Below are 24717 nucleotides of genomic sequence, written 5' to 3' on the forward strand. Positions count from 1 at the left end.
ATTTAACAGGAATTATGGCGCTAAGAAATTCAACCAAGCACCCAGAATACCTAAACCGAAGAAGCCGATAATGATCCATAAAGCGTTCACTTTACGGCGTAATAGCCACATACAGGCGAAGGTCAGTAACAGTGGAACCAAGCCCGGCATTAATTGGTCGAGGATCATCTGAACAGTAGTGATATCTTCAACGCCAGTTGTTTGGTTTTTGATCCGCGAAACTTCGAGTGGAATGTTGACGTGAGTCCATTTATTAACTAACGCCCCCATTACAAACAGACCTAGAATTGAAGCCCCCTCGGTCAGTTTTTGCAGGAATCCACCGCCCATATCTTGAACGATATCAATCCCTTTCTTGTAGCCATAAGCCACGCCGTAATAGCGAGTTAACAGACGTACAAGGTTAAACAGAACGAAGAAGAGTACAGGGCCTAACAAGCTACCTGTCATCGCGATACCTGCACCCAGTGCAGCAAAGACTGGACGCACGGTTCCCCAGAAAATTGGGTCACCCACACCGGCTAATGGTCCCATCAGACCGACTTTGATACCGTTGATTGCACCGTCGTCGATGTCCGCGCCATTAGCACGTTCTTCTTCCATCGCCATCGTTACACCCAAAATAGGCGCTGCAACGTAAGGGTGGGTATTGAAGAACTCTAAGTGACGTTTAATCGCTTGTTTACGGTCATCATTGTTTTCAGGGTATAAGCGACGGATCACGGGAACCATTGAGAAACAGAAACCCAGAGCCTGCATACGTTCGAAGTTCCAAGAACCTTGGAATAAGTTAGAACGCAAGAAAACCCCACGAATATCGCTTTTTGTCAGCCGTTTTTCAGTAGATTGAGTTTGTTCAACCATTTTCACGTTCCTTCTAGTCTAATTCGTTATCAAGATTGTTGTTACTGTTTGATTGGCTGACAACAACTTGGGATTTGTTGTATTTCGGGCTCAGTTGGATGTACAGAATTGCCATCACAACACCAATCACACCAAGTGCAACAAGGTTGAAGTTAGTAAAGGCCGCAGTTACGAAGCCTAAATAGAAGAACGGCATCAGGTAGCCAGCGCGCATCATGTTGATAACCATCGCATAACCGACCACAACAATCATACCACCTGCAATGTTCAGACCATTGGTAACGACTTCAGGGATAGAGTTCAGTAAGTGCTGGACTTCTGAAGTTCCCACTGAAATTGCGACGATCAGCGCAGGGATTGCGATACGCATTGCCTGCAGTAATAACGCAGAAATGTGGATGATGCTCAGGGAGGTTAAATTGCCGGAGACCGCAGCACGGTCAGCAGCGTGTTGGAATGCAACGGTGATAGTACGAACGATAATGGTCAGTACTTGTCCGGCTGCTGCCAGTGGGATAGCCAGCGCGATACCCGCACCAATGCTTTGACCACCTGCAATAACCAGAATGGTTGAAATGATGGAGGCTAATGCAGCATCGGGTGCAACGGCCGCACCGATGTTCATCCAACCTAACGCGATCATTTCCAGCGTACCACCGATAATAATACCGGTTTTCATATCACCCAGAACAATACCAATAAGCGTACAGGCAATGAGAGGGCGGTGGAACTGGAATTCATCGAGGATCGATCCCATACCGGCGATACAAGCCACAACGAAGACCATTACTATTTGAACAACGGTAAGTTCCATTGTTTAATCTCCTGTAACCAACAAGTTTCTAAGTCTGTTTTTGAGTAACGGTTCAATAAGAACGAATTTATAAAACATTATTTTTTGAGTTTATTAATTAAATCCATCATGTGGACTTTACTGTCTGAAGCGACTTTACGAACTTCTAACTCAATATTTTTGTCATTCAGATAATTGAATGCATCGATATCTTTTTGATTAATTGATACGGCATTGGTGACCATGGTTTTACCTTCGGTATAGGCCATTCCACCAATATTGACCGAGTCAATCTCAACGCCTTGCTCAACAATGCGCTGTACATCGGTTGGATTAGTGAATAACAGCATTACGCGCTCGCCGGAATATTTTGGGTTGTTGTAAACACGGACACATTTGTCTACATCAACAACGTGGGCGGTAACACCAGGAGGAGCAACTTGTTTCAGTAAGGTAGAACGAACGGTGTCTTTAGACACTTCATCACTGACAACGATAATACGTTTCACACGCATTTCTTTTGTCCAGCGAGTCGCCACCTGACCATGGATCAATCGGTCATCAACACGCGCCAAAGCAATAATCATGTGTTCGCCCGGACCTGCAATAACAGGTTGAGGAGCAGGTGCACTGACTGCTGCGGGCGCAGGAGTTTCTGCAACAACTTCTTTAAACTTGAATGGACGGATGCCACCGCGACCGGTTTCGAGTGCGACGGTGATTAGCTCATCCATGGATGGGTTGTCATCGCGGCACATAAAGGTCTCGACGAGCATTGGGACATTTACGCCTGTAATGATTTCGTAATTGTCATGCTCATTGGCAATGCGTGTAGCTGCATTAAATGGACTACCTCCCCATGTATCAACAAGAAATAGCACACCCGCTGAGGTATCAAGCGAAGTCAGCTTTTGTGTGTATTTTTCAAATAGGGTGTCAGCATTTTCCCCAGGGACAAAGTCAATAAACGAGACGTTTTCTTGCTCGCCTATTAACATCTCGGTGGTTCGGAGTAGCTGTTCGGCAGCAACTCCGTGGGTACCAATCATAATAGCTATACTCACTATTTTTCCCTCTTAACAGATAAATCGAAACATCATCGACGATAGAATAGAAGTTAGAAACTGGACTCCTTCTCTATGTGTTTCCCCTGCACCTTAAATAGTAGCTGAATAAATTCAAACTAAGTGGCTAGCTAATAATTAGTTAAGTGCAATTATTAGCTGAATGGTCAGCCTGATCATATCACTAGGATTAATCCAAAAAACTTGTTTCGCGTCAGAAAAATAAAAACAGATCCAAATATTACTGATAAATAAACCTATAACTCTAAATGTATTAATTTATCCGGAGTATTGTCATTGTTTATTAAAAGATAACAGAGCAATACTCTGTTATCGGTAACAAAAAATGGGTTTATTTAATAAGAAATTCGTCAGGAAGAGCAAAAAGTGAGCGAAAACAGGAGTGAGCGATAGAATTTAAAGGAATAACAGAATCAAAATAGTGATTCAAAAAATAGAAAGTAGGGTGAGAGAATTGAAGGAATAAAACGATCATAGACGATAAAAATCGAAAGCTGAAACGAGAAAAGCAAAAAGAAGAAAAAAGCGATTCTGATGAAAGTAGTGAAGCTTAGCAGACTTAATTAAAAAAATTAAATAAGCGTAGAAAGAGTGGGGGTAAAACTCCCTCTTCACCACTTAAATAGTGAAGAGGGAATATAGATTACGGATTAGTCACACTGGACTTTGATAGCTAATCCACCACGAGATGTTTCGCGGTATTTAGCATTCATGTCTTTACCCGTTTCGTACATGGTTTCGATAACTTTATCGAGAGACACACGAGGCTCGCTGGTTCTGCGTAAAGCCATGCGTGCGGCATTGATAGCTTTAACAGAGGCGATTGCGTTACGCTCAATACAAGGTACTTGAACTTGTCCAGCAACAGGGTCGCAGGTTAGACCTAAGTTGTGCTCCATACCAATTTCAGCAGCAATGCAGACTTGCTCTGGGCTTGCGCCAAATAATTCTGCTAAACCTGCTGCCGCCATTGAGCAGGCAACGCCGACTTCGCCTTGGCAACCCACTTCTGCGCCAGAGATAGACGCATTCATTTTGTATAGAATGCCTACGGCTCCAGATGCTAAGAAATAGCGCAAGTAAAGTTCTGGCGTGACGGGTTCAACGCAATGGTTGTAGTACGCTAAAACAGCTGGAACGATACCACAAGCACCGTTAGTTGGTGCAGTAACAACACGACCACCCGCTGCGTTTTCTTCGTTAACAGCCAATGCATACATGTTGATTAAATCAACCACGTTCATCGGGTCATTAGACAGTTTACTCGCAGAGGTCACTAAGCGATTCAGTGCTGGTGCTCGACGAGGAACACGCAATGGACCTGGAAGGACACCTTCAGTGTTAAGACCGCGTTCAATACAGGCTTGCATGGTTTTCCATACATCTGCAAAGTAAGCGTCAATTTCTTCACGAGGATGCAAATCCAGCTCGTTCTTCATCATCAGGCTAGAAATCGATAAGCCAGACTCTTTACATTTTAAGAGTAACTCACTCGCGGAGTTAAATGGATAAGAAACAGGTTTGCTGTCTGAAGAGGTTTGGCCAAAATGTTCTTCATCGACAATGAAACCACCGCCGATGGAATAATAAGTTTTAGTGTAAATTTCCTTGTCGCCAGCAAAGGCGTGGATAGTCATCCCGTTTTCATGTAACGGTAAGTTATCTTGACGGAAATTCATGCCACCATCACGAGGGAAATCAACAGTATGAGTGCCATTGGCTAATAGCAGCTTTTCTGTCTCCTCCACATTCTTGATAAAGGATGGGATTGATTCAATGTCAACGGTAGCAGGGAGGTTGCCTGCTAAACCCATAATAATGGCGATATCGGTATGGTGACCTTTACCTGTTAGGGATAAAGAGCCATAAACGTCTACTGCGACACGGGTGACGGATGGCAATAATTGCTTATTGACCAAATCATCGACAAATTCTTTCCCAGCTTTCATCGGACCGACGGTATGAGAGCTTGAAGGGCCAATGCCCACTTTAAACATGTCGAAAACGCTTATCACGCAGGACTCCTTAAACAAAAGATGAAGATATAGTGATTTATTTTAAAGGGCGCTACTTTACTGTTATTTCGTAGTGTTAACCAGTAAGTTTAAAGTATTTTTTGAAATAAGGTAGTTACATAAGGTGGATTGGTTATAAATAGCACTAATTGTATTTTGGAGAGTGGAAAAATGATTGAATAAAAGGATTATTGACTATGAAAGCTAATCCAGTTGTAGGGCGAGTTGATGAAGAATGGATGCTGTGAGCCCCCAAACTAAGTGATTGTTATACCAGTAAAAAAAGACTCGTTTTTCGCGACCCGAGCGGTTGATATCCACATATTTATGTTTTTGCAGGGATAATGCATCAAACAGGGGAATTTCAAAAATAGAGGAAACTTCGCTTGGGTTCGCCTGATAGCGAATATTATCGGGTACAAGACCGACAATCGGGGTGACTTGATAACCCCCAATGCTGGAGATAGGTGCAAGTTGCCCTAAGACCTGTACTTTCTCTGGTGGAATGGCGACTTCTTCATAGGCTTCCCGCAATGCGGTCGCAATTAAGTTTGTATCTTCAGGATCGCGAGAGCCGCCCGGGAATGCCACTTGACCAGCATGAGAACGTAATAGCGGTGATCGTTGTGTGAGCAATAATGTCGGATTGGATTTATTGATAATTGGCAATAGCACTGCAGCCGCTTTACCCGCCGATGTGGCGGGTTGACGAGAAAGCGGGAGTGTAAATTGAAAACGGTTAATAAAGCTATTCAGCTCGGTCATCGCTATCGAGTTTTCCTAGTTTTGGCAAAATCAGGCGTAATTTGTCAAAGGTCTCTTGGTACTCTTTATCGGCTTGGCTATCGGCAACAATACCACCGCCTGCCCAGCAATAAATCTGTTTTTTGTCAGTTATCAGCGTACGGATTGTGATGTTCGTATCCATATTGCCACAGAAACTAATATAGCCGATTGCGCCACAATATCCATGTCGACGATTGGGTTCTAATTCCTCAATGATCTGCATTGCACGAATTTTCGGGGCGCCCGTAATGGAACCGCCAGGGAAACAGGCACGCAGTAAGTCGGTAGCTTGGTATTGGCTGTCTAATGTGGCGGTGATAGTGCTAACGAGGTGATGAACTGCGGGAAATTGTTCCACTTTAAAGAGCTCAGGAACCCGTACTGTACCTGGTTTTGCCACACGTCCAATATCATTACGCAGTAAATCCACAATCATCAGGTTTTCAGCACGATCTTTCGGTGAATTGGCTAATTTTTCTGCTTGAAGTTGGTCTTCCTCCGGAGAGTCTAAGCGAGGGAGTGTACCTTTAATTGGGCGAGTTTGAATTTCACCTTTCTCTAATAAAATAAAGCGTTCAGGAGAAACGCTGATAACCGCATTATCAGGTAAGCGAATAAACGAGGAGAATGGGGCGCGGTTGCTTTCATTCAGCGTTAAAAATGCATCCCACTCATTGCCCTTATATTTGGCTTTAAAGCGCTGAGCAAGGTTGATTTGGTAGCAATCCCCCTCCCGTAAATATTGATGGATGCGGGCAATATTTTCATGGTATTGCGCTTCCGTCATGTTGGCATGCCATGGGGACGTCAGTGAGAAGGCACTTTTACGAGAGGCTTTTTGTGCTTGTAACCAAGTTAGGCGCTGCTCGACATCTTGATGGCTGAATAAGGTCACACGTTGTTCATGGTGATCAACAATAAGAGCCCATAAATAGATGCCTACTGCCATATCTGGAAATTGCAGTTCAGTGGTGGCAAGTTCAGGGAGTTTTTCGATACGGCGACCTAAGTCATAGCTCCAAATTCCCATTGCACCACCTTGGAATGGCAGAGTTTCATCAGAAAATTCGGTGATTTGATATTGATCCATATATTGCTGTAACAGGGCAAAGGGATCTTTTTCTGAAAATTGAGCAGGCTGATTTTGCGCTTGAGTTTCAGTTTGCAAGCCACGAGTTAATAGTGTGACAGCGGGGTCAGCAACGATGATATCGTAACGGTTATGAGAGTGTTCAGCTTGACCAGAATGAAGCAGCATAGCCCAGGGTTGGTGCGATAACGGTGCAAAATAATCTAATGCCGCATTGGGGCTGTAAGGGAGTTGTATTTTATTAATAGCCATATCAATCAATTAAAATCAGGTTCCACAAGTGAATAATGTCAGATTACCATATAATCTTACCTTATTAAGGGAAGAGCTGTTAAAATTTGCTGAAAATCTTAACGTATTAAATAAGTCTGCAATTTAAAGAGGTTGATTATGTTTTCAGGTATGCCAGCACTGTCCCACGCAGAGCAACAAGAAGCGGTTGAACGCATTCACCAACTGATGGCAGAAGGCATGAGCAGCGGAGAAGCCATTGCGCTGGTCGCTCAAGAAATCAGGGAAAACCATCAAGGTAAAGAGCAAATTGTTGCTCGATTTGATGATGAAAATTAATAATTAATAAACATCCTATTAACATTTAAATATATTTCTGATAAATTCATATCAGTTAAGTCATTTTGCTCATAGGTTTTATTTTTACAACTACACTAGATAGACAACGGCAGCCTATGTGCGTGTTGTTAATGATGCTGCAGTTTTGGTGAGTAAAATGGATCTCAATTTCATCTACATCTCGTAGATGCCGGAGGATGGTATGAATGTTAATAAAAAAATAGCAATGGTTTTAGGCAGTTGTGCGCTTGTATTAAGTTCGTTTGCATTCAGTGCTAACAAGGAAGAAGGTAAAGCAGCTGCATTTGTGAGCTGTGGTAATCTGACTGAGCCACAAATTGCGGCGCAGGTTAAAAATGATTTTATGAATAACCGATTACCACGTTGGGCAGATGAAAAAGCGGCCGTGGGTAAAAAAGCGGTTGCATGGATCAACGACAGTGAAGTGACGAAAACGGAAGATGGCTACTCGCTGCCTTTAGTGGTCAGAGGGTCGAAATCCGATCTGCATTACCGTGTCGCTGTGGATTGTAAAAACAATACCATCACCTATAACACCAGCAAATAATCTGTGGTTTTATAGAATGAAAAAGGAGAGTGTAACTCTCCTTTTTTTGTGTCTAAAATTCGATTCTTAGCGATTTCTTGGCTCGTAGGGCATACGAGCGAAATTCATCGATAACTGGCGATAGTGAACCAGCCTTTCACGAAAATAATCCCGTAAATGTTCTGGCTGTTCGCGTTCGACGGCTTCAGGAATAATGGGGATATTATAACGTTCCTTGAAAGCAACGCCGGAAGCCAGCAGGTCAACGTTAATTTTGTCCATCTCTTCTTTTGGGAGGGTGGCAAGATTGTGGCTCATTTCAAATCCTAACAGTTAACAACATCAGCATGAATTGTAGCAATTGAAGTTCAAAAAATCTTGATGAAATAGTGAGATGGTTAGCGAATAAAATTAAATTCAAACATGATAATAGTAAGCAATTAGGATTATTATGACAAATAAAAGCTAATGCGACTGATTCGTGTTATTTTTACAAAAAATCATTGTTAATCAATAAATTAATTTTTATAGGAAGAATGTTTTCTGAATGCATTTATTATGTTACTGTGGGATATAACTTCATAAAATCATCATCATTAAGGTAAAGATATGTTAAAAGCTGACATGATTGAAGCGTTAAATAAACAACTGAATCTTGAGTTTTTCTCCGCTAATCTGTATTTGCAAATGAGTGCTTGGTGTAGTGATAAAGGTTTTGAAGGTGCAGCTGCATTTTTGAAAGCTCACTCACAAGAAGAAATGGAGCATATGCAGCGTTTATTTAATTACCTTAGCGATACAGGGGCATTACCACGCTTAGGTGCGATTGCTGCACCACCAGAAAATTTTGATTCTATCGCTGATGTGTTCAATAAAACGTACGAACATGAGCAATTAATTACTTCAGAAATCAATAAACTCGCGCATTTAGCCATGACAACCCAAGATTACTCAACATTCAACTTCCTGCAATGGTATGTTGCAGAGCAGCATGAAGAAGAGAAACTGTTCAAATCGGTACTGGATAAACTGGGCATGGTGGGTGAGTCTGGTAAATCACTATTCCTGCTGGATAAAGATCTGAAAGGTTTAGCGGCGGCTGCGCACGTTTAATCATTCTTTTAAATTGCTCGATTATCGTGTTACTTATCAAGTGCCAATTCAGAGATGAATGGCGCTTGTTCTATTTTTGCGAGTGAGTTTTATTCGCATTTTGTGCCAAGCCTCACAAGCTGAATGATAAAATCTGATTTTATCGCTGCGTATCGTATTATTTTCCGTATAATGATTGGCAATATATCTAAATTCACCTGCAAATTAAGAGGTTACTATGCCAATCAACCAAGTAAAATCTTCTTGGCGTAAATTAAGCGCGGTCGCTGTACTGTTCTTAGGTATGTCATTCCAACAAGCATTTGCTCATGCGCATCTAAAAGATCAATTACCTGCAGAGGGCGCTGCGTTAGAGCAGGCACCAGAAGCTATCACGCTAAACTTTTCTGAAGGCATTGAAGTTAACTTCACTAAAGTCAATGTAACGGATGCGAACAAGCAAGAGATTAAGACGGGCAAAGCCGCGTTAGATCCTAGCAATAACACTAAAGTCATTATTCCTGTTGAAAGCAAATTAGCAGCAGGTAAATATGATGTTCAATGGAGCGTAGTCTCTGTTGATGGACACAAAACCAAAGGGAACTATAGCTTCACTGTGAAATAATATGTCACTGGAAGCATTTTATACCTTAACGCGATTTGCTCACTTTATCGCCGCAATGTTGATGTGTGGAATGTCAATGTTTGCGGTGATAGTTTCCAATGGGCAATTTCGCGAACTACTCCAAAATGTACTAAAGAAAAGCATTATCTTTAGTGCAGTTATCACGATTATCACTACATTTTGCTGGATGATTGCACAATCTGGTTTAATGGGTGATGGTTGGGAAGATGCGCTGAATATGGATATTTGGCAAGGTGTGCTGGGCACTACCTTTGGCCAAATCTGGCGCTGGGAAATCCTCAGTACGGTTGGTTTGTTTGCCGTTCTATTTATACGCCCGATCACCCTAAAACTTTACCTCATTCTTGGTTTCTCCGTCATTATTCTGGGGCTACACGCTTTCATTGGTCATGCGGCGATGCATGAAGGGTGGCTGGGCATTGCTCATCAAACTAATCAGTTTATTCATCTAATCAGTTGTGCGTATTGGTTCGGGGGGTTGTGGCCTTTCCTTATTTGCATTCAGTTTTTACGTAGTAACGATAAGCTAAAAGCAGGGCTAGAAACGCAAGTTGTCGTATCGATGAAGCGTTACTCGCAGCTAGGGCATGTTGCTGTGGTTTGCGTGCTAATAACGGGAATTATTAATAGCCTGATTTTATTGCCCGGATGGCCATTTATCGCAACACTATCTGAATACCAATCTTGGTTATGGCTAAAAATTGTGTTGGTTGGGTTGATGGTGCTATTGGCATTAACGAATCGTTATTGGGTCGTGCCGCGTCTTCAACAGCAGGGGCGGATCAATTATTTGATTATAAATAGTTGGGCAGAATTACTACTCGGTACTATTGCTATCCTTGCAGTGGCTATTTTTGCTACTTATCAACCTGTATAATGGCTCATATCTTTGTATAACCCCTGTTTGACAAGGTCATTTTAAATGAAATTTAAATTCATAATTTGTGCGTTAGTACTGGGTGGAACATTCAGTACGGCGATGGCTGCGCCATTGGCGAGCGTCAGTAAAAAACAGTTTGGTGATGATTGGCCGCTAAAGCGTGAAGAAGTAATGTTAGAGTGTCGTGCTAACGGCGCATTGGTGGTCATTAACCCGTCTACGTTAATGCAGCATCCATTGAATGATATTGCAACGGCACAAATGGAAAAGAAAGAGATCCAAGCACAACCAATTGATGTGTTATTAGCGCCTATTGAGACCACTAAATCAGTTGAAGAGCGAGTATTGCCGCTGAAGCAAGCCGCAGAGAAATTGTGTGGCAATAAGTAAGGTGTTGTTAGCCTTTAGCTAGAAAGATCAAGGAGATGGCAATTGAAAGGTTTTACTGATTGCTTAGATAGGTTTAACTTATCATGCAAATAGTTCAATCTTGGAAAATTAAGCAATAAATTGTGTTAAAAATATGTAAAATAATTGCTAATTTAAGTGGTAAGAACGTAAGCTGAACGCTAGTATTAGGGAGTACTTTGTTACGTCTCAATGGCAATTTTAGCGCACGGCTCTGCCAGAGCCATTTCCCAAGGCCCGGTAATCGGAATCTACCAGGCCTCTTTTTTTTGTATTATTTCCCATCTGACCGTTCTATTGAATATCACCATCTTCATCAAGCAATTCTCATGAGCCAATGATGATTTTCTTTATCATAACGCTGGCGATAGAGCAGAACCGGTTTTTCGTCCAGTGTCGCAGGGATACTCGTGTGTTCATCCCAACCATCCAATTGCATACAAAATTCAGAATCGGAATCGCAAGGAATACTCACAGTATCACTACGCTTATCAGCCATAACGGCATCATTGATTTCATAGGAAGAGATTTTCAATTTAACTATGCTCATAACATTTCCTCTTTACTCTTTATTTTTACAATAAAAAATCAGCCCAACGAAATTAAGCATAGTATAAATGGAATTCATTTCCAAAATATATTTTCAGTAGTGGATAATAAAAAAGGCGTCATGCTGTGAAACATGACGCCTTGTTAGGGATTATTTTTTGGGGATAGGGGTTCCCCAGTCTAACCAGTCCGCTGGTGGCTCTAATTTCAGAATGAAATGCTGATCCGGCTTGGCTTTAGGTGCCAATGGCACTGTTGGCGGGGTTGCCAGCGAAATTCCACCACGAACAAACTGCTTGAATGTCCCGCTTTTCACTACGCCGCCTGTTAAACCAAAGGCGAGGTTGTAGCCTGAAGATAACCAGAACTGGGTATTATCACGGATCAGATATTGGTATTCTTTACCTATACGCGTTGCAACATAAACGCGATCGGAAAGCTCTCCCAAATAAAGCCCGGTGACGGTTCCGATCTCTAATCCTCTAAACAGAATTGGCGTTCCTACCTGAATAGAACCTGCCTCACTAGCATCAAGGATAATGGTGAGACCATCGAGATAACGGGAATCTGTGATGTTGGCAGTTTGCAATTCAAATTGGAAACGGCTCTTATTACTGCGTCCTGGCTCTGCACTGATATACGGTTGGATCAGTGTATCGAGGTTGTTAACCCCCGATGGAGAAAGCTCAGGGGTGACAATGGCAAAACGGCTGCCAATTTTGGTGAAATTCTCCACATATTCAGGATACAAAATTGCTTTCGCTTTCACTTCACGATTATCCGCAGACAGCTTCAGTGATTCGATTTGCCCGATGTTAATACCTAAATAACGAATAGGCATGCCTTCGGATAGCTTAGACGCATCAAAGGTTGTCAACGTTACCGCACTACCAATCGCTTTTGCCGCAGTTTCTGATGGGTAAAGTGTATGTTGGCGTGAAGTATCTAATGAGCCAGTTTGAATATTATCAAAACTAATCGCACCACTAAACGCACGGCTGAGTGGGGAAGCTTGAACCGTTAAACCTCCAGCATTTAACTGAACTTTAGCACCACCTTCAGCCCAGAATACGCTTTGTGGGGTCAATAAGTTACGGTATTGCCCTGAGATATACACATTCACTGCAAAGCCGTCATTGTTTGGTTTAATCGACACAATTTTACCGACTTCAAATTGGCGATATAACACCACTGAACCTTGTTGAATGTCGGGAAGGGTATTGGTGTTTAGCGTAATGGTGGTCGGCGGTGCGGAACCTAAAATACCCGCCTTGGCATTTTCATCGGTACGATATAACGGGAATGAGTCTGGTAATGTATCTTTACCTTTCCCCGGAATGATATGTAGGCCGCCTTCTAGCCACTCTTGCGGCGTTGCGCCTTGGAATTGTAATCCGCTCATACCTAACTGCACATCGACACGGCTATTGGCGACAAATTTACTGTCCTGTTTAACCAAATGTTTAAATTCATTAAACACGGCAATTTGGAACTGAACATTGTCATCCGTTAAGTGACGTTGCAACACTTCACCGATTTTTATTCCGCGATAGACAACAGGTTGCCCCACATTTACCCCAAAGGTATCCAATGCGGTGAGGGTCAGTTGCAAGTCTATATTGCCTTGCTGATCAAGCGGTTTGACATCCTCTTTACTCGGCTGCAATTCATATTGTTGCCCTGTTTGTGCTGGCAGGCTATTTTCTGGGGAATCAAATGCGACAGCGCCATTGATCACTGCTGACAGGCTTTCCATCTTGATGCTGGCGCCGGTATTCAGGTCGAATCCACCTTCAATACCGGAGATATTCCAAAATTGGCTATCTGACCGGACGAGATTAACGTAGCGCTTTTTAATAATAACCGCGATGGAGACACCTTTATTTTCAGGTAATAAGGAGTAATCAGAAATATAACCGACCGGAACTTTACGGTAATAAACGGGGGAGTTTTCGTTTAATGCACCTAAATCTTTCGCGGTGAGGTAAATCAGTAATTCACCTTCATTTAAGTTTCGCTGTGGTGGCGTATCGAGCGCCACAAATTGGGATTTTGGCGAGCCAGTGCTTGGTTGCATACCAATATAGTTCCCACCTACCAGAGCATCTAAGCCTGATACGCCGGCTAGAGAGGCTTTAGGTGTTACCAGCCAAAAACGCGTTCCTGAAGTGAGTGCAGAGCGCATGTCTTTATTCACATTGGCGGTAACAATGACGCTTTTCATATCATCACTGATAGAGACGGTTTGTACCATGCCGACATCCACACCTTGGTAGCGAATTGGCGTTCGACCTGCAACAACGCCAGAGGCGGATGAAAATTGAATAGTAATTTGCGTGCCACGCTCTACCCATTGTTGGAATAGCAGCCAGCCTGCGATCATGATCGCGATGATGGGAAGCAGCCAAAAGGGCGAAATTGTCGTCCTTTTACGGCTGATAACCTCCGAAACTTCATCTGAAGTTTCACTTTGATGGTTTTGATTTTCCATAAGAATCCCAAATTAATCGACTGTCCAACCACTCAACAGCAAGGATAGTTAAAATAACAGCGGTACCAAAATATAAAGCCGCAGGTCCCATCGTAAATGACATTAGCATATCGCGGTTAACTAAGGTCATCATCAAGGCGATGACGAATAAATCTAACATCGACCAACGCCCAATCCATGAAACGAATTTCAGCAATTTCATCCGTAACACTGGGTCTGTATGGCTTTTAAGTTGAATTGAAAATAGTAACAGTATCATGATGATAATCTTCACGAAGGGCACCAAAATACTGGCAATAAAAACGATAATGGCAATCGGCCAGTTTCCTGAGTCAATTAAGGAAACAACACCGGAGTAAATCGTGTCTTCTAAGCGTCGCCCATTTAAATAAAACGTCGAAATGGGCAGTAGGTTAGCAGGGATCAACAACACCATGGCGGCAATCAGTGCGGCCCATGTTTTTTGTAAGCTTAAAGGTTCGCGATGGTGAAGTGGACGGTGGCAGCGCTGGCACTTGCCTTTCTTATTGGGTTCGCCAGTAAAATGGCAGGCTAGGCAGGTTTCTGCATGAGGAGCATCTGCATTTTCCTCTAAAGGATAAAGCCGTCGCCACAGTTCATCGAGATTAATATGGATTAAAATAATAATACTAATCACAGACATTGTGCTAAACGCAATCAACCCGTGCCCGACAGAAACCGTCGCGTAATCTTGCATTTTAATCGCGGCGATACCCAAACCGACAAGATAGACATCCAGCATGACCCACTCTTTGAGATGCTTCATCATCAGTAAAATGGGACGCATGTTGATGGACAGGTAACGCGCTAATACCAAAGATAAAATCGAAATAGGCAAAAGTAGCGGTGCTGCTATCGCACAAAAAGCCACAATGCTGGCGGTAAAAGGGTCACCTTGCTCGCTAATTAAGCGGATACCATCAAGCACATTAGCATTGATTTGGGTGCCAAATAGATGAATAGAAATCAATGGCTGCCAAAAAGCGATGGGCGCAAGAAGCAGTAAAGTGATAGATAATAGAGCAAGACGACGGAGTGACCATGAACGCCCATCATTTAATTGACTAGAACATCTTGGGCAAACAATGACTTGCCGTGGTCGAAAAGGCGGAGTCACTATTTTTTGGTTACAATGGCAACAACGTTGCAAATTCATGGCAGTATGATTAATGTGGGTCATATATATTCATTGTATGAATTAATTTGCTTGTAATCTAGTGTAAAAAAATTTACGTAAAAGTGACAACTTGCTAACCTACGGTCTACGCTTACTAATATTTTTTACTTGTTTATGTATAACTGAAAATAAATATGGATAAAAAGAAGTATTATCTCGAACTTTCAGATAGTTTATCTGCACTTCTCGCTGGAGAGTATGATTTAATTGCCAGTTTGGCAAATAGCAGTGCGTTATTATTTGAACGTTTATCCGGTATCAACTGGGTTGGTTTTTACTTGAGTGATGGAAAGGAGCTGGTTCTCGGACCCTTCCAAGGCAAAGTCGCTTGTGTACGGATCCCGTTCAATAAAGGCGTCTGTGGTGCTGCATTTTCCGAAGCGCGAGTTCAGCGTGTGGAAGATGTGCATGCTTTCCCAGGTCACATCGCATGTGATGCGGCAAGTAACTCGGAAATCGTCTTCCCTCTGAGTGTAAATGGCAAGATAATTGGGGTTTTAGACATCGATAGCCCAAATATCGGTCAATTCGATGAAGAAGATGAAAAAGGGCTTCAATACCTTATAGACCAGTTATGCCAGCACTTGGCAATGTGTTCTATACCAAAATATTATTAATTATTGGTATGTAAAATCAATAGGAACGTGGCAATTGTCAGCAACACGATTATAATGTCCGCTTGTTCATGCCCGTGAGGTTGGCAAAATCGTTGTTATCAGGAAATTTCATGGAAAATCAACCTAAGTTGAATAGTAGTAAAGAAGTTATCGCATTTTTGGCAGAGCGTTTTCCACGCTGTTTTATCGCTGAAGGCGAAGCACGTCCGCTTAAAGTCGGAATTTTTCAAGATATCGTAGGGAACTTGACCGAAGAAGATGGTATTAGCAAAACGCAATTACGTTCTGCGTTACGCATGTATACCTCTAGCTGGCGTTACCTTTACGGTGTTAAAGAAGGCGCAAAACGTGTTGACTTAAATGGAGATGACTGCGGTGAATTAGATGCAGAGCACATCGCCCATGCGCGTCAACAATTAGCTGAAGCGAAAGCGAGAGTCCAAGCGCAACGCGCAGAGCAACAAAAAACGCAAAAGCGTCCTGCTGCGAAAAAGCCTAGCGACAAAGCACCTCGTCAAAATGATGCGAACAAAGAGAGCACATCTCGTCGCCGTCCATCAGACAAAAAAGAACGCCCACAAAATACAGCTCCGAAAAAACCTCGTAGCAACCCAGCTGAAGAGAATTTGAAATCAGTTACTGATATCAACACACTGAAAGTCGGTCAGACTCTGAAAGTGAAAGTGGGTAGCAGTATGATGGATGCCTCTGTGCTGGAAATTGCCAAAGATGGTGTTAGGGTTCAATTGCCATCTGGTCTGGCAATGATTGTGCGCGCGGAACATTTAAAGTTCTGATACGGAGGTCACTCAGGTCATGAACAAATTACTCAAAGTTGCATTTGTTGTGAGTCTCGCGACTTTCGGCACCGCAATAGCTAATACTCAGGCAGTGACTCCGGTCACTGCTGCTCAGTTACCTCTTTTAAAGCAGAATACACAGCACGGTACCGTGAGTGAGCGGGTGACATCGCGTTTTACGCGTTCTCACTATCGCCAATTCGATTTAGACAAAGAGTTTTCTGGGAAAATATTTGACCGTTATCTCAATATGATTGATTACGGGCATAATGTTTTACTTCAATCCGATGTTGACCAGTATGCAAAAGATAAAGCAAAAACGGGTGAATGGCTTGAAGATGGCAAGTTAGATAAGTTCTATGACCTGTATAACCTTTCTCAGCAACGTCGTTTTGAACGTTTCAAATATGCACTCGCGCGTTTAGATCAACCGATTGATTTAAACGCGACGGATTCTATTGAAGTTGATCGAACTAAAGCACCTTGGCCGAAAGATAAAGAAGAACTAGACCGTTTATGGGATCAAAAAGTCCGCTATGATTGGTTGAGTTTGAAATTAACGGGCAAAGATGACAAAGAGATCAAAGACAAACTGACTAAGCGTTACAATTTTGCATTGAAACGCTTATCTCAGGCACAAAGCGAAGACGTATTCCAATTAATCATGAATGCGTTTGCTCGCGAAATTGACCCACATACCAGTTATTTATCACCTCGTAGCACAGAGCAATTTAACTCGGAAATGAGTTTATCCCTTGAAGGGATTGGTGCTGTATTACAACAAGATGATGATAATACGACAATTAATTCTTTAGTTGCGGGTGGTCCTGCGGCTAAAAGCAAAGAACTAAAAGTCGGCGACAAAATCATTGGTGTTGGTCAAGTTGGTAAACCTATAGTTGATGTCGTGGGTTGGCGTTTAGATGACGTCGTCGCGTTAATCAAAGGGCCAAAAGGTAGCCAAGTTCGTTTAGAAGTTGTTTCAGATACGAAAGGTGCTAAGCCACGTATTGTGACAATTGTTCGCGAACAGATCCGACTGGAAGATAGAGCGGTAAAACTGTCTATCAAACAGCAAGGTAAAGAGAAAGTCGGTGTATTAGATATTCCAGGTTTCTATGTTGGTTTGACCAATGATGTCAAAACTGAACTACAAAAAATGGCGAAAGAGAATGTTTCGGCTCTTGTTATTGACCTGCGCGGTAATGGCGGTGGGGCATTAACAGAAGCGGTCGCGTTATCTGGGCTGTTTATTAACAAAGGGCCGGTTGTTCAAGTTCGTGATAACAATGGTCAAGTTCGCCAAGATGCGGATGACGATGATGTTATCTATTACAAAGGTCCATTAGTGGTTCTGGTTGATCGCTTTAGTGCTTCCGCATCAGAAATTTTTGCTGCAGCAATGCAAGATTATGGTCGCGCTTTAATTGTCGGTGAACCGACTTTTGGTAAAGGAACGGTACAGCAACACAGAAGTTTAAGCCGTGTTTATGACCAAATGCTTAAACCAGAATGGCCATCATTAGGTTCAGTGCAATACACTATCCAGAAGTTCTATCGTGTAAATGGTGGAAGTACTCAGCGTGAAGGTGTGACGCCAGATGTGGTTATGCCAACAGGGCAAGATCCAGCAGAAACAGGCGAAAGCTTTGAAGATAACGCATTGCCTTGGGATAGCATCCCGGCTGCGAATTACACTAAATCTGGGGACATTAACGCTGATTTATCTCCGATTAAAACCAAGCATTTAGCCCGTATCAGTGTTGATCCTGAATTCAAATATATCGATGAAGATATTGCGCGTTACAAGTCATTGAAAGCGACTAAGAATCTGATTTCTCTGAACTATGCTCAGCGTCAGAAAGAAGATGATGAAATTGATGCGACCAAACTGAAACGCATTAATGAGCGCAATGCGAAACTTGGCAAGCCATTATTGAAGTCGATTGATGATTTACCGAAAGATTACGAAGCGCCAGATCCGTATTTAGATGAAACGGTGAAAATGGCAATAGACCTTTCGAATCAAAACACTAAGATGCTTTCTGGTGCCAAGCAGTAAAAATAAAAAGTATTTTCTAGAGCCAGCGCAAGCTGGCTTTTTTATATCTAAAAATACCATAATTAATTGATTTTAAGGTGATTTATTTTATTTGGTATTTTATCTACAGACTTAAATTCAACTAAACTTAAATTTTTATTTAAAAAATTATTGGGTTTTCTTTCGCTTTTTCAAAAGTATCCTACACTTCAGTTAGTAATATCCCTTATTAATGAGGCAAAACAATGCGTAAATTATCTGTAGGTTTATTAACTGTCATGGCGGTCATGATGTCGTCAATGGGTTCTGCGAATGCAAGTAACTACCCTTGTTCAGGCGCTAAAGGTGGAATTGCTCGTTGTGATGGCGGGCAATTTATCTGTAATGACGGAACAACCAGTCGTTCGGAGCAAGTCTGTACAAATGAACTAAAAAACTCAATCAATAAAAATGCAGGTATTGGTGCGGGTATTGGGGCGGGTGTGGCAAAGCAGTCCAGCAAACCATCAGCGGTAGATTCTATCAAAGAGACAGGTGACAACATGAGTAAAACTGCAAAAGATAAAGCATCAAAAGCAACTGATAAGGCTAAAGCAGCTGAGAAGGAAACATCGAAAGCTGTGAAAGATAAGGCAAAAGCAACAGAGAAAGAGACCTCTAAAGCTGTAAAAGAGAAAGCAGATAAAGCCAAAGCTGCTGATAAAGAAACCTCTAAAGCTGTAAAAGAGAAAGCAGATAAAGCTAAAACTGCCGACAAAGAATCTGCAAAAGCAGTGAAAGAAAAAGCAGATAAAGCCAAGGCTAAAGAGAAGGAAACCTCTAAAGCGGTGAAGGAAAAAGCCGACAAAGCTAAAGCGGTAGAGAAAGACAAAACCAAAGCAGCAAAAGATAAAGCAGACAAAGCAAAAGCGGATAAAGTGAAAGCCGATAAAGCTAAAGCTGCAGCAAAAACAACCGCAAAAGTTTCTAAAGGCAAGCCAACTAAAGGTAAAGTGAGCTGATCAGTTTCTCGTAGTGCCTTATCGTTATCATTTAAATGCCGTTTATTAAAACGGCATTTTTTATTGCTGTGTGTAAAGATATGTTATTTTATGACTTTTTCCTGTTAATGGACTTGAAATGGTGTGAAAAAACCTTATTTATGAAGTAAATTTGTCGTGATGTTTGTTTTGACCAAGGAACCTATAAAAAATGATGAGAATTGCTTTATTCTTGCTCACAAACTTAGCTGTTATGTTTGTGTTCGGGATTATTTTAAGTTTAACCGGGATACGTGGAAGTAGTGCTCAAGGTCTGCTGATCATGGCGGCATTGTTTGGTTTTGGTGGCGCGTTTGTGTCGCTGCTCATGTCCAAATGGATGGCGCTGAAGTCCGTTGGTGGTGAAGTTATCGAACATCCACGTAATGAGATGGAACAGTGGTTAGTTAACACTGTTAGCCGTCAATCCCAGCAAGTGGGTATCAAAATGCCACAAGTGGCAATTTACCATGCACCGGATATCAACGCATTTGCAACGGGTGCACGCCGTGATGCTTCTTTGGTTGCGGTAAGTACGGGTTTATTGGAAAACATGAGCCGTGATGAAGCTGAAGCCGTTATTGCTCATGAAATCAGCCATGTCGCTAACGGTGATATGGTTACCATGACCTTATTGCAAGGTGTTGTGAATACCTTCGTTATCTTTATTTCACGTATTTTGGCGCAAGTTGCGGCTGGCTTTATGTCAAACAACAATGACAATGAAAGTGAAAGCAGCAATGGTAACCCAATGGTTTATTTTGCCGTTTCGATGGTATTAGAAATCGTGTTTGGTATTTTAGCGAGCATCATTACGATGTGGTTCTCTCGTTACCGTGAGTTCCACGCGGATGCAGGCTCTGCCAAATTAGTCGGTAGAGAGAAAATGATTGCTGCACTGCAACGCCTGAAAACAAGCTATGAGCCGCAAGAAGAAGGGCGCTTGATGGCATTTTGTATCAATGGCCGTGGTAAAGCATTTAGCGAACTGTTTTTATCTCACCCACCATTAGATAAACGTATTGAAGCATTACGCTCAGGCCAATATCTGAAATAGCCTACGATGTTAATGCGATAAAATGAAAGGGAAACGTCATGTTTCCCTTTTTTATTTGCTCATCCTACCTCTATCCCCACCGTATTCGATTTATCATTTTATCTAACTATTCCAGCGAATAGTGCCAGCAAAGTGGTACGCTAGTAGAAGAAAGGCGTATCGCATTTTATGCTGAAGAGAGCTAAATAAACATACTGAAAGAAAATCGCACCTAAATTGAATGACATTAAACTCTCAGTTTAAAAATCCCGTATGTTTTTTAGACGCTGATGTTTATTTATCTTATAAATGTTGAACAAATAGACTAAATACTCCTTTGTGGTTATTTTAATTTAAATAAAGTTAAACGATGAATACGCTTTATTAGCGTTAAATAATGTAAATAAAAAAATAAAGACCGCGTGTAATGCTACATATTTATGGTTAACTAAAATTAATAGCATGTCATTAATTTTTGAAAATTATTCACCATAATTAATATATTGATTCTGACTATTTTTATAATTCCTATCTGTAACTATTACTTTTTTAAAGATTCAAAAAATAACGCATAGTTATGCATTAATAATTATTTGTAATTTATTTATCTATTATGCTATGGTGCGAAAGTATCCTTTTCAATCAAGCTAAATGTCGGATTATCATAGGGTTGTTCCATCTTGGGTTAAACCCCTCAATTACTCGCCACTGTTGTATATGCATTAAATCTGCATAGGTAATGGCGTGTTTTTACGCGTCAAATGGAATATTCGACAATATTATTGTCTATAGGTAATAAACATTTCATTTTGTTTGGAATAAAAGTCTTATCGTGCGGGAGTCAATTTTCTCATTGAAATATCTCGCCATAAAATAATAAATAATAGGAACTCAACATGCACAATGAATTTTTAACACACAAAGCAGAAATGCTGGACTTATTAAAGCAAGTGGTTAATACAGAATCCGGTTCATACGATAAAGAGGGGGTGGATAATCACGCGGCATTTTGGTGTGAACGTTACCAATCAATGGGTTTTGAGGTGGAAATAATCCCAAATGAAAAATTGGGCAATAATTATCGTATTTTCCACCCATCGACCACGCCTGAAATTTTGATTTTGCTGCATTTGGATACCGTATTTCCAAAAGGTACCGTATCAGAAAGACCATTTAGTATTGAGGGTGATAGAGCCTATGGTCCTGGTGTTATCGATATGAAAGGCAGCCATGTCATGGTGTATCAGGTGATCAAACAGCTTTATGCCTCCAGCGATGAGCGTTACAAAAAAATTGAAGTGTTGCTGAACTGCGATGAAGAGATTGGTTCTATTTCGTCACGTCCGGTCATCGAGCAATGTGCAAAAGGCAAACGCTATGCGTTAGTGATGGAGCCAGCACGTGCGAATGGTGCCATTGTTAGCGCCCGTCGCGGTGTGGGAACCTATGTTCTGACTATTCAAGGTAAAGCCTCTCACTCAGGTATTGCTCCTGAAGCTGGGATCAGCGCTATCCAAGAACTTGCTTTTAAAATCCAAAGCTTACATGCGCTTTCTCAGCACGATAAAGGGCTTTCGGTGAACGTGGGTCTGATCACAGGTGGAACATCCGTTAATACCGTCGCGCCAAATGCGCGTGCAGAAATTGATGTGCGGATCTCTTCTGAGCAGCAAGGTATTGAAATCGACAAGAAAGTACGTGAAGTGTGCAGCCAGCCTGTTCTAGAAGGCATTCAGCTTTCACTGACAGGCGGGATCAACCGTCCACCAATGGCAAAAACGTCAGAAAGTGCCGCGCTTATCGACATCATCAAACAAGAAGCCGACAAACTGGCAATCACTCTGGAAGACGTTTCTACAGGTGGTGGCTCAGATGCTTCATTTACCGCGGGTGTGGGGACACCAACGGTAGACGGTTTAGGCCCAATTGGCGGCTATCAACATAGTGACAAAGAGTATCTTGAAATTCCCTCTTTAACTGAGCGCGCTCAGTTATTTTTCAATGTGTTAAAACGCATTACGCAGTAATTATGGCTAACAAAACAAATAATAATCCAACAGGATAAATCTATGGCAACATCCATATCAACATCAAAAGCATCAACAACACCACCACCACAAAAAAAGCGTTCTGATGGGATAAACCCGTATGTATTGCTCTTTTTCATCTTAGTAGCGGCAGCGGTTGCGACTTGGATCGTTCCGGCTGGGCAATATGCCTCTGAAACGAAAGTGATCACGACTATCAAAGATGGCGTGGAAACCCAAGTCAAGAGTTCCTATACCATTCCGGGGAGTTATGAGCGTTTACCTGAACAGCATGGCGTTTTACCAGGGCAGGTTTTCACGTCGATCGCTGACGGGCTAGTTAAAGCGGCTCCGATCATTTTCCTGATTATCTTTACTGGGGGCGCGTTGCATTTGCTTGAAACGACGGGTGCAATCAACAAAGTTCTGAGCAATATTTCACGCAGTAAAAAGCTCAATGACTTTTTGTTGATCACTATCTTCTTTGTGGTGTTCTCCATTTTGGGTACCACTGGAATTGTGGTGAACTCGATAATTGCATTCGTGCCAATAGGTTTATTGGTGGCGAAGTCTGTCGGAATGGATGACAAGTTTGGCGCAGCGATCGTCTATGTTGCGGCATACTCCGGCTTTAACGCTTCGGTAATGGCACCGATGACTGTCGGGTTATCTCAAGGTTTGGCTGACGTTCCACTGCTATCGGCATTTGGCTTCCGTACTGTGGTTTATATTAGCTTTGTGATTGCAGGGATTATCTTCTTAACTCTGTACGCGAAGAAAAGCCGTCGCCAAGGGATGGTGCGCCCAGAAGTACAGATTGATGACAGCCAATTTGAGACCTCAAAAATCTCTTTACGCCACGTCATTACATTATCCTATGCCGCATTCTGTTTAATTGGCTTTATTTTTGGTGCCATTGAGTGGAGCTGGGGCGAGAAAGAGATGATGGCCATGTTTATCATCTTAGGTGTGGGGGTAGGCGTACTGAACAGAATGTCACCGAATGATATTGCAACCGGCTTCCTGAAAGGCTGTGCTGGCATGGTTGGCGGGGCATTTATCGTTGGTATGGCGCGTGCGATTGCGATTGTATTAGCGGATGGAATGATCTTAGACACCATCGTGAATTCGATTATTTCTCTGATGGATGGATTACCGAAAACATTATCTGCGATTTCAATGTTCGGTACCGCTGCTATTATGCACTTCTTTATTTCTTCAGGTTCCGGTGAAGCGGCAGTTTTAGTGCCTATTTTCACCCCAATGGGCGACCTGTTAGAAATCACCCGTCAAACTACCGTTCAAACGGTATTAATGGGCGAGGGTGTCGTGAACTGTATTAACCCAACATCAGGTATCCTGATGGCAGTGTTAGCGACGTCGAAAATCCCATACACCAAGTGGCTGAAGTTTATCTGGCCGCTGGTATTAACTTGGGTCATTATTTCGATTATCTCGATTGTTTACGCTGTCATGACGAATTTAGGTCCGATTTAAGTCTGTTTATTACGTTATTTAGACAGACAGGGGATTTATCAAAGCGCTACTCGAAAGAGTGGCGTTCTTTGTTTTTTAAGTGAGTGAAAGGTAGGATTTTAGGCAAAAAAAAGCCCCCTTCATAGGGATCTGAAGGGGGAGCTAAATGAATAAAGAATGGTTTAATTCGAGATCAAAGATAAAGGATCCTAGTGAACGAAACTTAGGTTTTTGTGCACTTTAGTTCGCCGTTTTTAGTTAGCGCTTAGAATCGCATTTATCGCTAAAGCTCTTATTGACGATAACCAGTCTTGATTTGTTCTAAAATGTTTTTGTAAGTCTCAGCTTGCTTCTCATCTTCCATTGAAGCGACTTCGCGTTGCATTTTGATTAGAATTTTACCCGCATCAGCCTGACCGATAGCTTTAAGCATATGAGTAACAAGATTTTTTAAACAAGTTACTTCGTCTGCTAATGCGTTTACGTCTGGCTCAGTTGGAAAATGGGTTTTCATTTAGGAATTCCTGTAAGAATAAAAAGTAATTTGCAGATTGTAGCATAGAAGAAATGATTCTGTCGCTTTTCAAACTGATATGAAAATTAAAGGGGAGTGACCGTTTCTCTGTGAAAAAATAGTGTGAACATGATAATTTTCAATCCTTTAAAGATGAATGGCGAATGTGATAT

General features: G+C 42.0%; 21 protein-coding genes and 3 pseudogenes. 13 read left to right on the forward strand and 11 right to left on the reverse strand.

Annotated elements, in window-relative coordinates; all coding sequences use genetic code 11:
- Nucleotides 1-12 precede the first annotated feature (12 nt).
- The 6 genes from GKR74_RS11525 to pabB all read right to left on the reverse strand — a co-directional run bounded on the left by GKR74_RS11525 (nucleotide 13) and on the right by pabB (nucleotide 6885).
- Nucleotides 13-864 (reverse strand): PTS mannose transporter subunit IID, encoded by an 852-nt coding sequence (locus GKR74_RS11525; protein ID WP_036953376.1) that lies wholly within the window; start codon nucleotides 862-864, stop codon nucleotides 13-15.
- Between the two features lie 13 nt (nucleotides 865-877).
- Nucleotides 878-1678, reverse strand: coding sequence for a PTS mannose/fructose/sorbose transporter subunit IIC (locus GKR74_RS11530; RefSeq protein ID WP_154603674.1), 801 nt, complete (start codon nucleotides 1676-1678; stop codon nucleotides 878-880).
- Nucleotides 1679-1755: 77 nt separating this feature from the next.
- A complete protein-coding gene (manX, locus tag GKR74_RS11535; RefSeq protein WP_336431324.1) occupies nucleotides 1756-2721 on the reverse strand; it encodes a PTS mannose transporter subunit IIAB in 966 nt (321 codons plus the stop codon).
- A 671-nt stretch (nucleotides 2722-3392) separates the two neighbouring features.
- Complete coding sequence (locus GKR74_RS11540; RefSeq protein WP_181477219.1) at nucleotides 3393-4757, reverse strand: L-serine ammonia-lyase; 1365 nt, start codon at nucleotides 4755-4757, stop codon at nucleotides 3393-3395.
- 204 nt (nucleotides 4758-4961) lie between these two features.
- Nucleotides 4962-5522, reverse strand: coding sequence for a CoA pyrophosphatase (locus tag GKR74_RS11545; RefSeq protein ID WP_154603675.1), 561 nt, complete (start codon nucleotides 5520-5522; stop codon nucleotides 4962-4964).
- Nucleotides 5506-6885, reverse strand: a complete 1380-nt coding sequence (gene pabB, locus GKR74_RS11550; protein WP_154603676.1) for an aminodeoxychorismate synthase component 1 — start codon at nucleotides 6883-6885, stop codon at nucleotides 5506-5508. Before pabB ends, GKR74_RS11545 begins: the two co-directional genes overlap by 17 nt.
- A gap of 138 nt (nucleotides 6886-7023) precedes the next feature.
- Here pabB and GKR74_RS11555 point away from each other — a divergent pair, with 138 nt between their 5' ends.
- Together GKR74_RS11555 and yebF are read left to right on the forward strand one after the other, a co-directional pair.
- On the forward strand, nucleotides 7024-7203 hold the full coding sequence (locus GKR74_RS11555; protein WP_036954826.1) for a YoaH family protein: 180 nt from the start codon (nucleotides 7024-7026) through the stop codon (nucleotides 7201-7203).
- A 202-nt stretch (nucleotides 7204-7405) separates the two neighbouring features.
- Nucleotides 7406-7771: a protein YebF gene (yebF, locus tag GKR74_RS11560; RefSeq protein WP_036954829.1), complete on the forward strand. Its 366-nt coding sequence runs from the start codon at nucleotides 7406-7408 to the stop codon at nucleotides 7769-7771.
- A gap of 66 nt (nucleotides 7772-7837) precedes the next feature.
- Here the strand turns inward: yebF and GKR74_RS11565 are convergent, their stop codons facing one another.
- Entirely contained in the window at nucleotides 7838-8068 is a 231-nt protein-coding gene (locus tag GKR74_RS11565) for a DNA polymerase III subunit theta (RefSeq protein ID WP_154603677.1), read from the reverse strand.
- A 291-nt stretch (nucleotides 8069-8359) separates the two neighbouring features.
- On the opposite strand from GKR74_RS11565, the gene ftnA reads away from it, so the two are divergent.
- From ftnA to GKR74_RS11585, 4 genes are all read left to right on the forward strand, one after another.
- Nucleotides 8360-8863 (forward strand): non-heme ferritin, encoded by a 504-nt coding sequence (gene ftnA, locus GKR74_RS11570; protein WP_006658792.1) that lies wholly within the window; start codon nucleotides 8360-8362, stop codon nucleotides 8861-8863.
- A 217-nt stretch (nucleotides 8864-9080) separates the two neighbouring features.
- A complete protein-coding gene (gene copC / locus GKR74_RS11575; RefSeq protein WP_154603678.1) occupies nucleotides 9081-9467 on the forward strand; it encodes a copper homeostasis periplasmic binding protein CopC in 387 nt (128 codons plus the stop codon).
- 1 nt (nucleotide 9468) lies between these two features.
- Nucleotides 9469-10365 (forward strand): copper homeostasis membrane protein CopD, encoded by an 897-nt coding sequence (copD, locus tag GKR74_RS11580; protein WP_154603679.1) that lies wholly within the window; start codon nucleotides 9469-9471, stop codon nucleotides 10363-10365.
- Between the two features lie 45 nt (nucleotides 10366-10410).
- Nucleotides 10411-10758, forward strand: a complete 348-nt coding sequence (locus GKR74_RS11585; protein ID WP_154603680.1) for a DUF2511 domain-containing protein — start codon at nucleotides 10411-10413, stop codon at nucleotides 10756-10758.
- Nucleotides 10759-11050: 292 nt separating this feature from the next.
- On the opposite strand, the pseudogene GKR74_RS11595 reads toward GKR74_RS11585, so the two are convergent.
- From GKR74_RS11595 to yebS, 3 genes and pseudogenes are all read right to left on the reverse strand, one after another.
- Nucleotides 11051-11326 (reverse strand): annotated as a pseudogene (locus GKR74_RS11595) (DUF1480 family protein).
- A gap of 150 nt (nucleotides 11327-11476) precedes the next feature.
- Nucleotides 11477-13816 carry an MlaD family protein gene (locus GKR74_RS11600; protein WP_154603681.1) on the reverse strand — a complete coding sequence of 780 codons (2340 nt, stop codon included), beginning with the start codon at nucleotides 13814-13816 and terminating at the stop codon, nucleotides 11477-11479.
- Nucleotides 13755-15017: pseudogene (gene yebS, locus GKR74_RS11605) on the reverse strand (membrane integrity lipid transport subunit YebS). The gene GKR74_RS11600 and the pseudogene yebS overlap by 62 nt, the downstream one beginning before the upstream one ends.
- A 131-nt stretch (nucleotides 15018-15148) precedes the next feature.
- Here yebS and GKR74_RS11610 point away from each other — a divergent pair.
- From GKR74_RS11610 to GKR74_RS11640, 7 genes and pseudogenes are all read left to right on the forward strand, one after another.
- A complete protein-coding gene (locus GKR74_RS11610) occupies nucleotides 15149-15631 on the forward strand; it encodes a GAF domain-containing protein (RefSeq protein WP_154603683.1) in 483 nt (160 codons plus the stop codon).
- 110 nt (nucleotides 15632-15741) lie between these two features.
- A pseudogene (gene proQ / locus GKR74_RS11615) lies at nucleotides 15742-16512 on the forward strand (RNA chaperone ProQ).
- The gene (prc, locus tag GKR74_RS11620) at nucleotides 16448-18493 is read left to right on the forward strand and encodes a carboxy terminal-processing peptidase (protein ID WP_154603685.1); all 2046 of its coding nucleotides are present in this window, start codon (nucleotides 16448-16450) and stop codon (nucleotides 18491-18493) included. Before proQ ends, prc begins: the two are co-directional and overlap by 65 nt.
- Before the next feature lie 224 nt (nucleotides 18494-18717).
- Nucleotides 18718-19473 (forward strand): cell envelope biogenesis protein TolA, encoded by a 756-nt coding sequence (locus GKR74_RS11625; protein WP_154603686.1) that lies wholly within the window; start codon nucleotides 18718-18720, stop codon nucleotides 19471-19473.
- A gap of 190 nt (nucleotides 19474-19663) precedes the next feature.
- On the forward strand, nucleotides 19664-20548 hold the full coding sequence (gene htpX, locus GKR74_RS11630) for a protease HtpX (protein WP_036954871.1): 885 nt from the start codon (nucleotides 19664-19666) through the stop codon (nucleotides 20546-20548).
- Nucleotides 20549-21423: 875 nt separating this feature from the next.
- Nucleotides 21424-22554 (forward strand): M20 family metallopeptidase, encoded by a 1131-nt coding sequence (locus GKR74_RS11635; RefSeq protein WP_154603687.1) that lies wholly within the window; start codon nucleotides 21424-21426, stop codon nucleotides 22552-22554.
- A 42-nt stretch (nucleotides 22555-22596) separates the two neighbouring features.
- Nucleotides 22597-24051: a YfcC family protein gene (locus tag GKR74_RS11640; protein ID WP_154603688.1), complete on the forward strand. Its 1455-nt coding sequence runs from the start codon at nucleotides 22597-22599 to the stop codon at nucleotides 24049-24051.
- 271 nt (nucleotides 24052-24322) lie between these two features.
- On the opposite strand, the gene GKR74_RS11645 is transcribed toward GKR74_RS11640, so the two are convergent.
- Nucleotides 24323-24544 (reverse strand): DUF2594 family protein, encoded by a 222-nt coding sequence (locus GKR74_RS11645; RefSeq protein ID WP_036954881.1) that lies wholly within the window; start codon nucleotides 24542-24544, stop codon nucleotides 24323-24325.
- Between the last annotated feature and the right edge of the window lie 173 nt (nucleotides 24545-24717).

It is taken from the genome of Providencia sp. wls1914, assembly GCF_009706645.1.
Lineage (GTDB): Bacteria > Pseudomonadota > Gammaproteobacteria > Enterobacterales > Enterobacteriaceae > Providencia > Providencia zhijiangensis.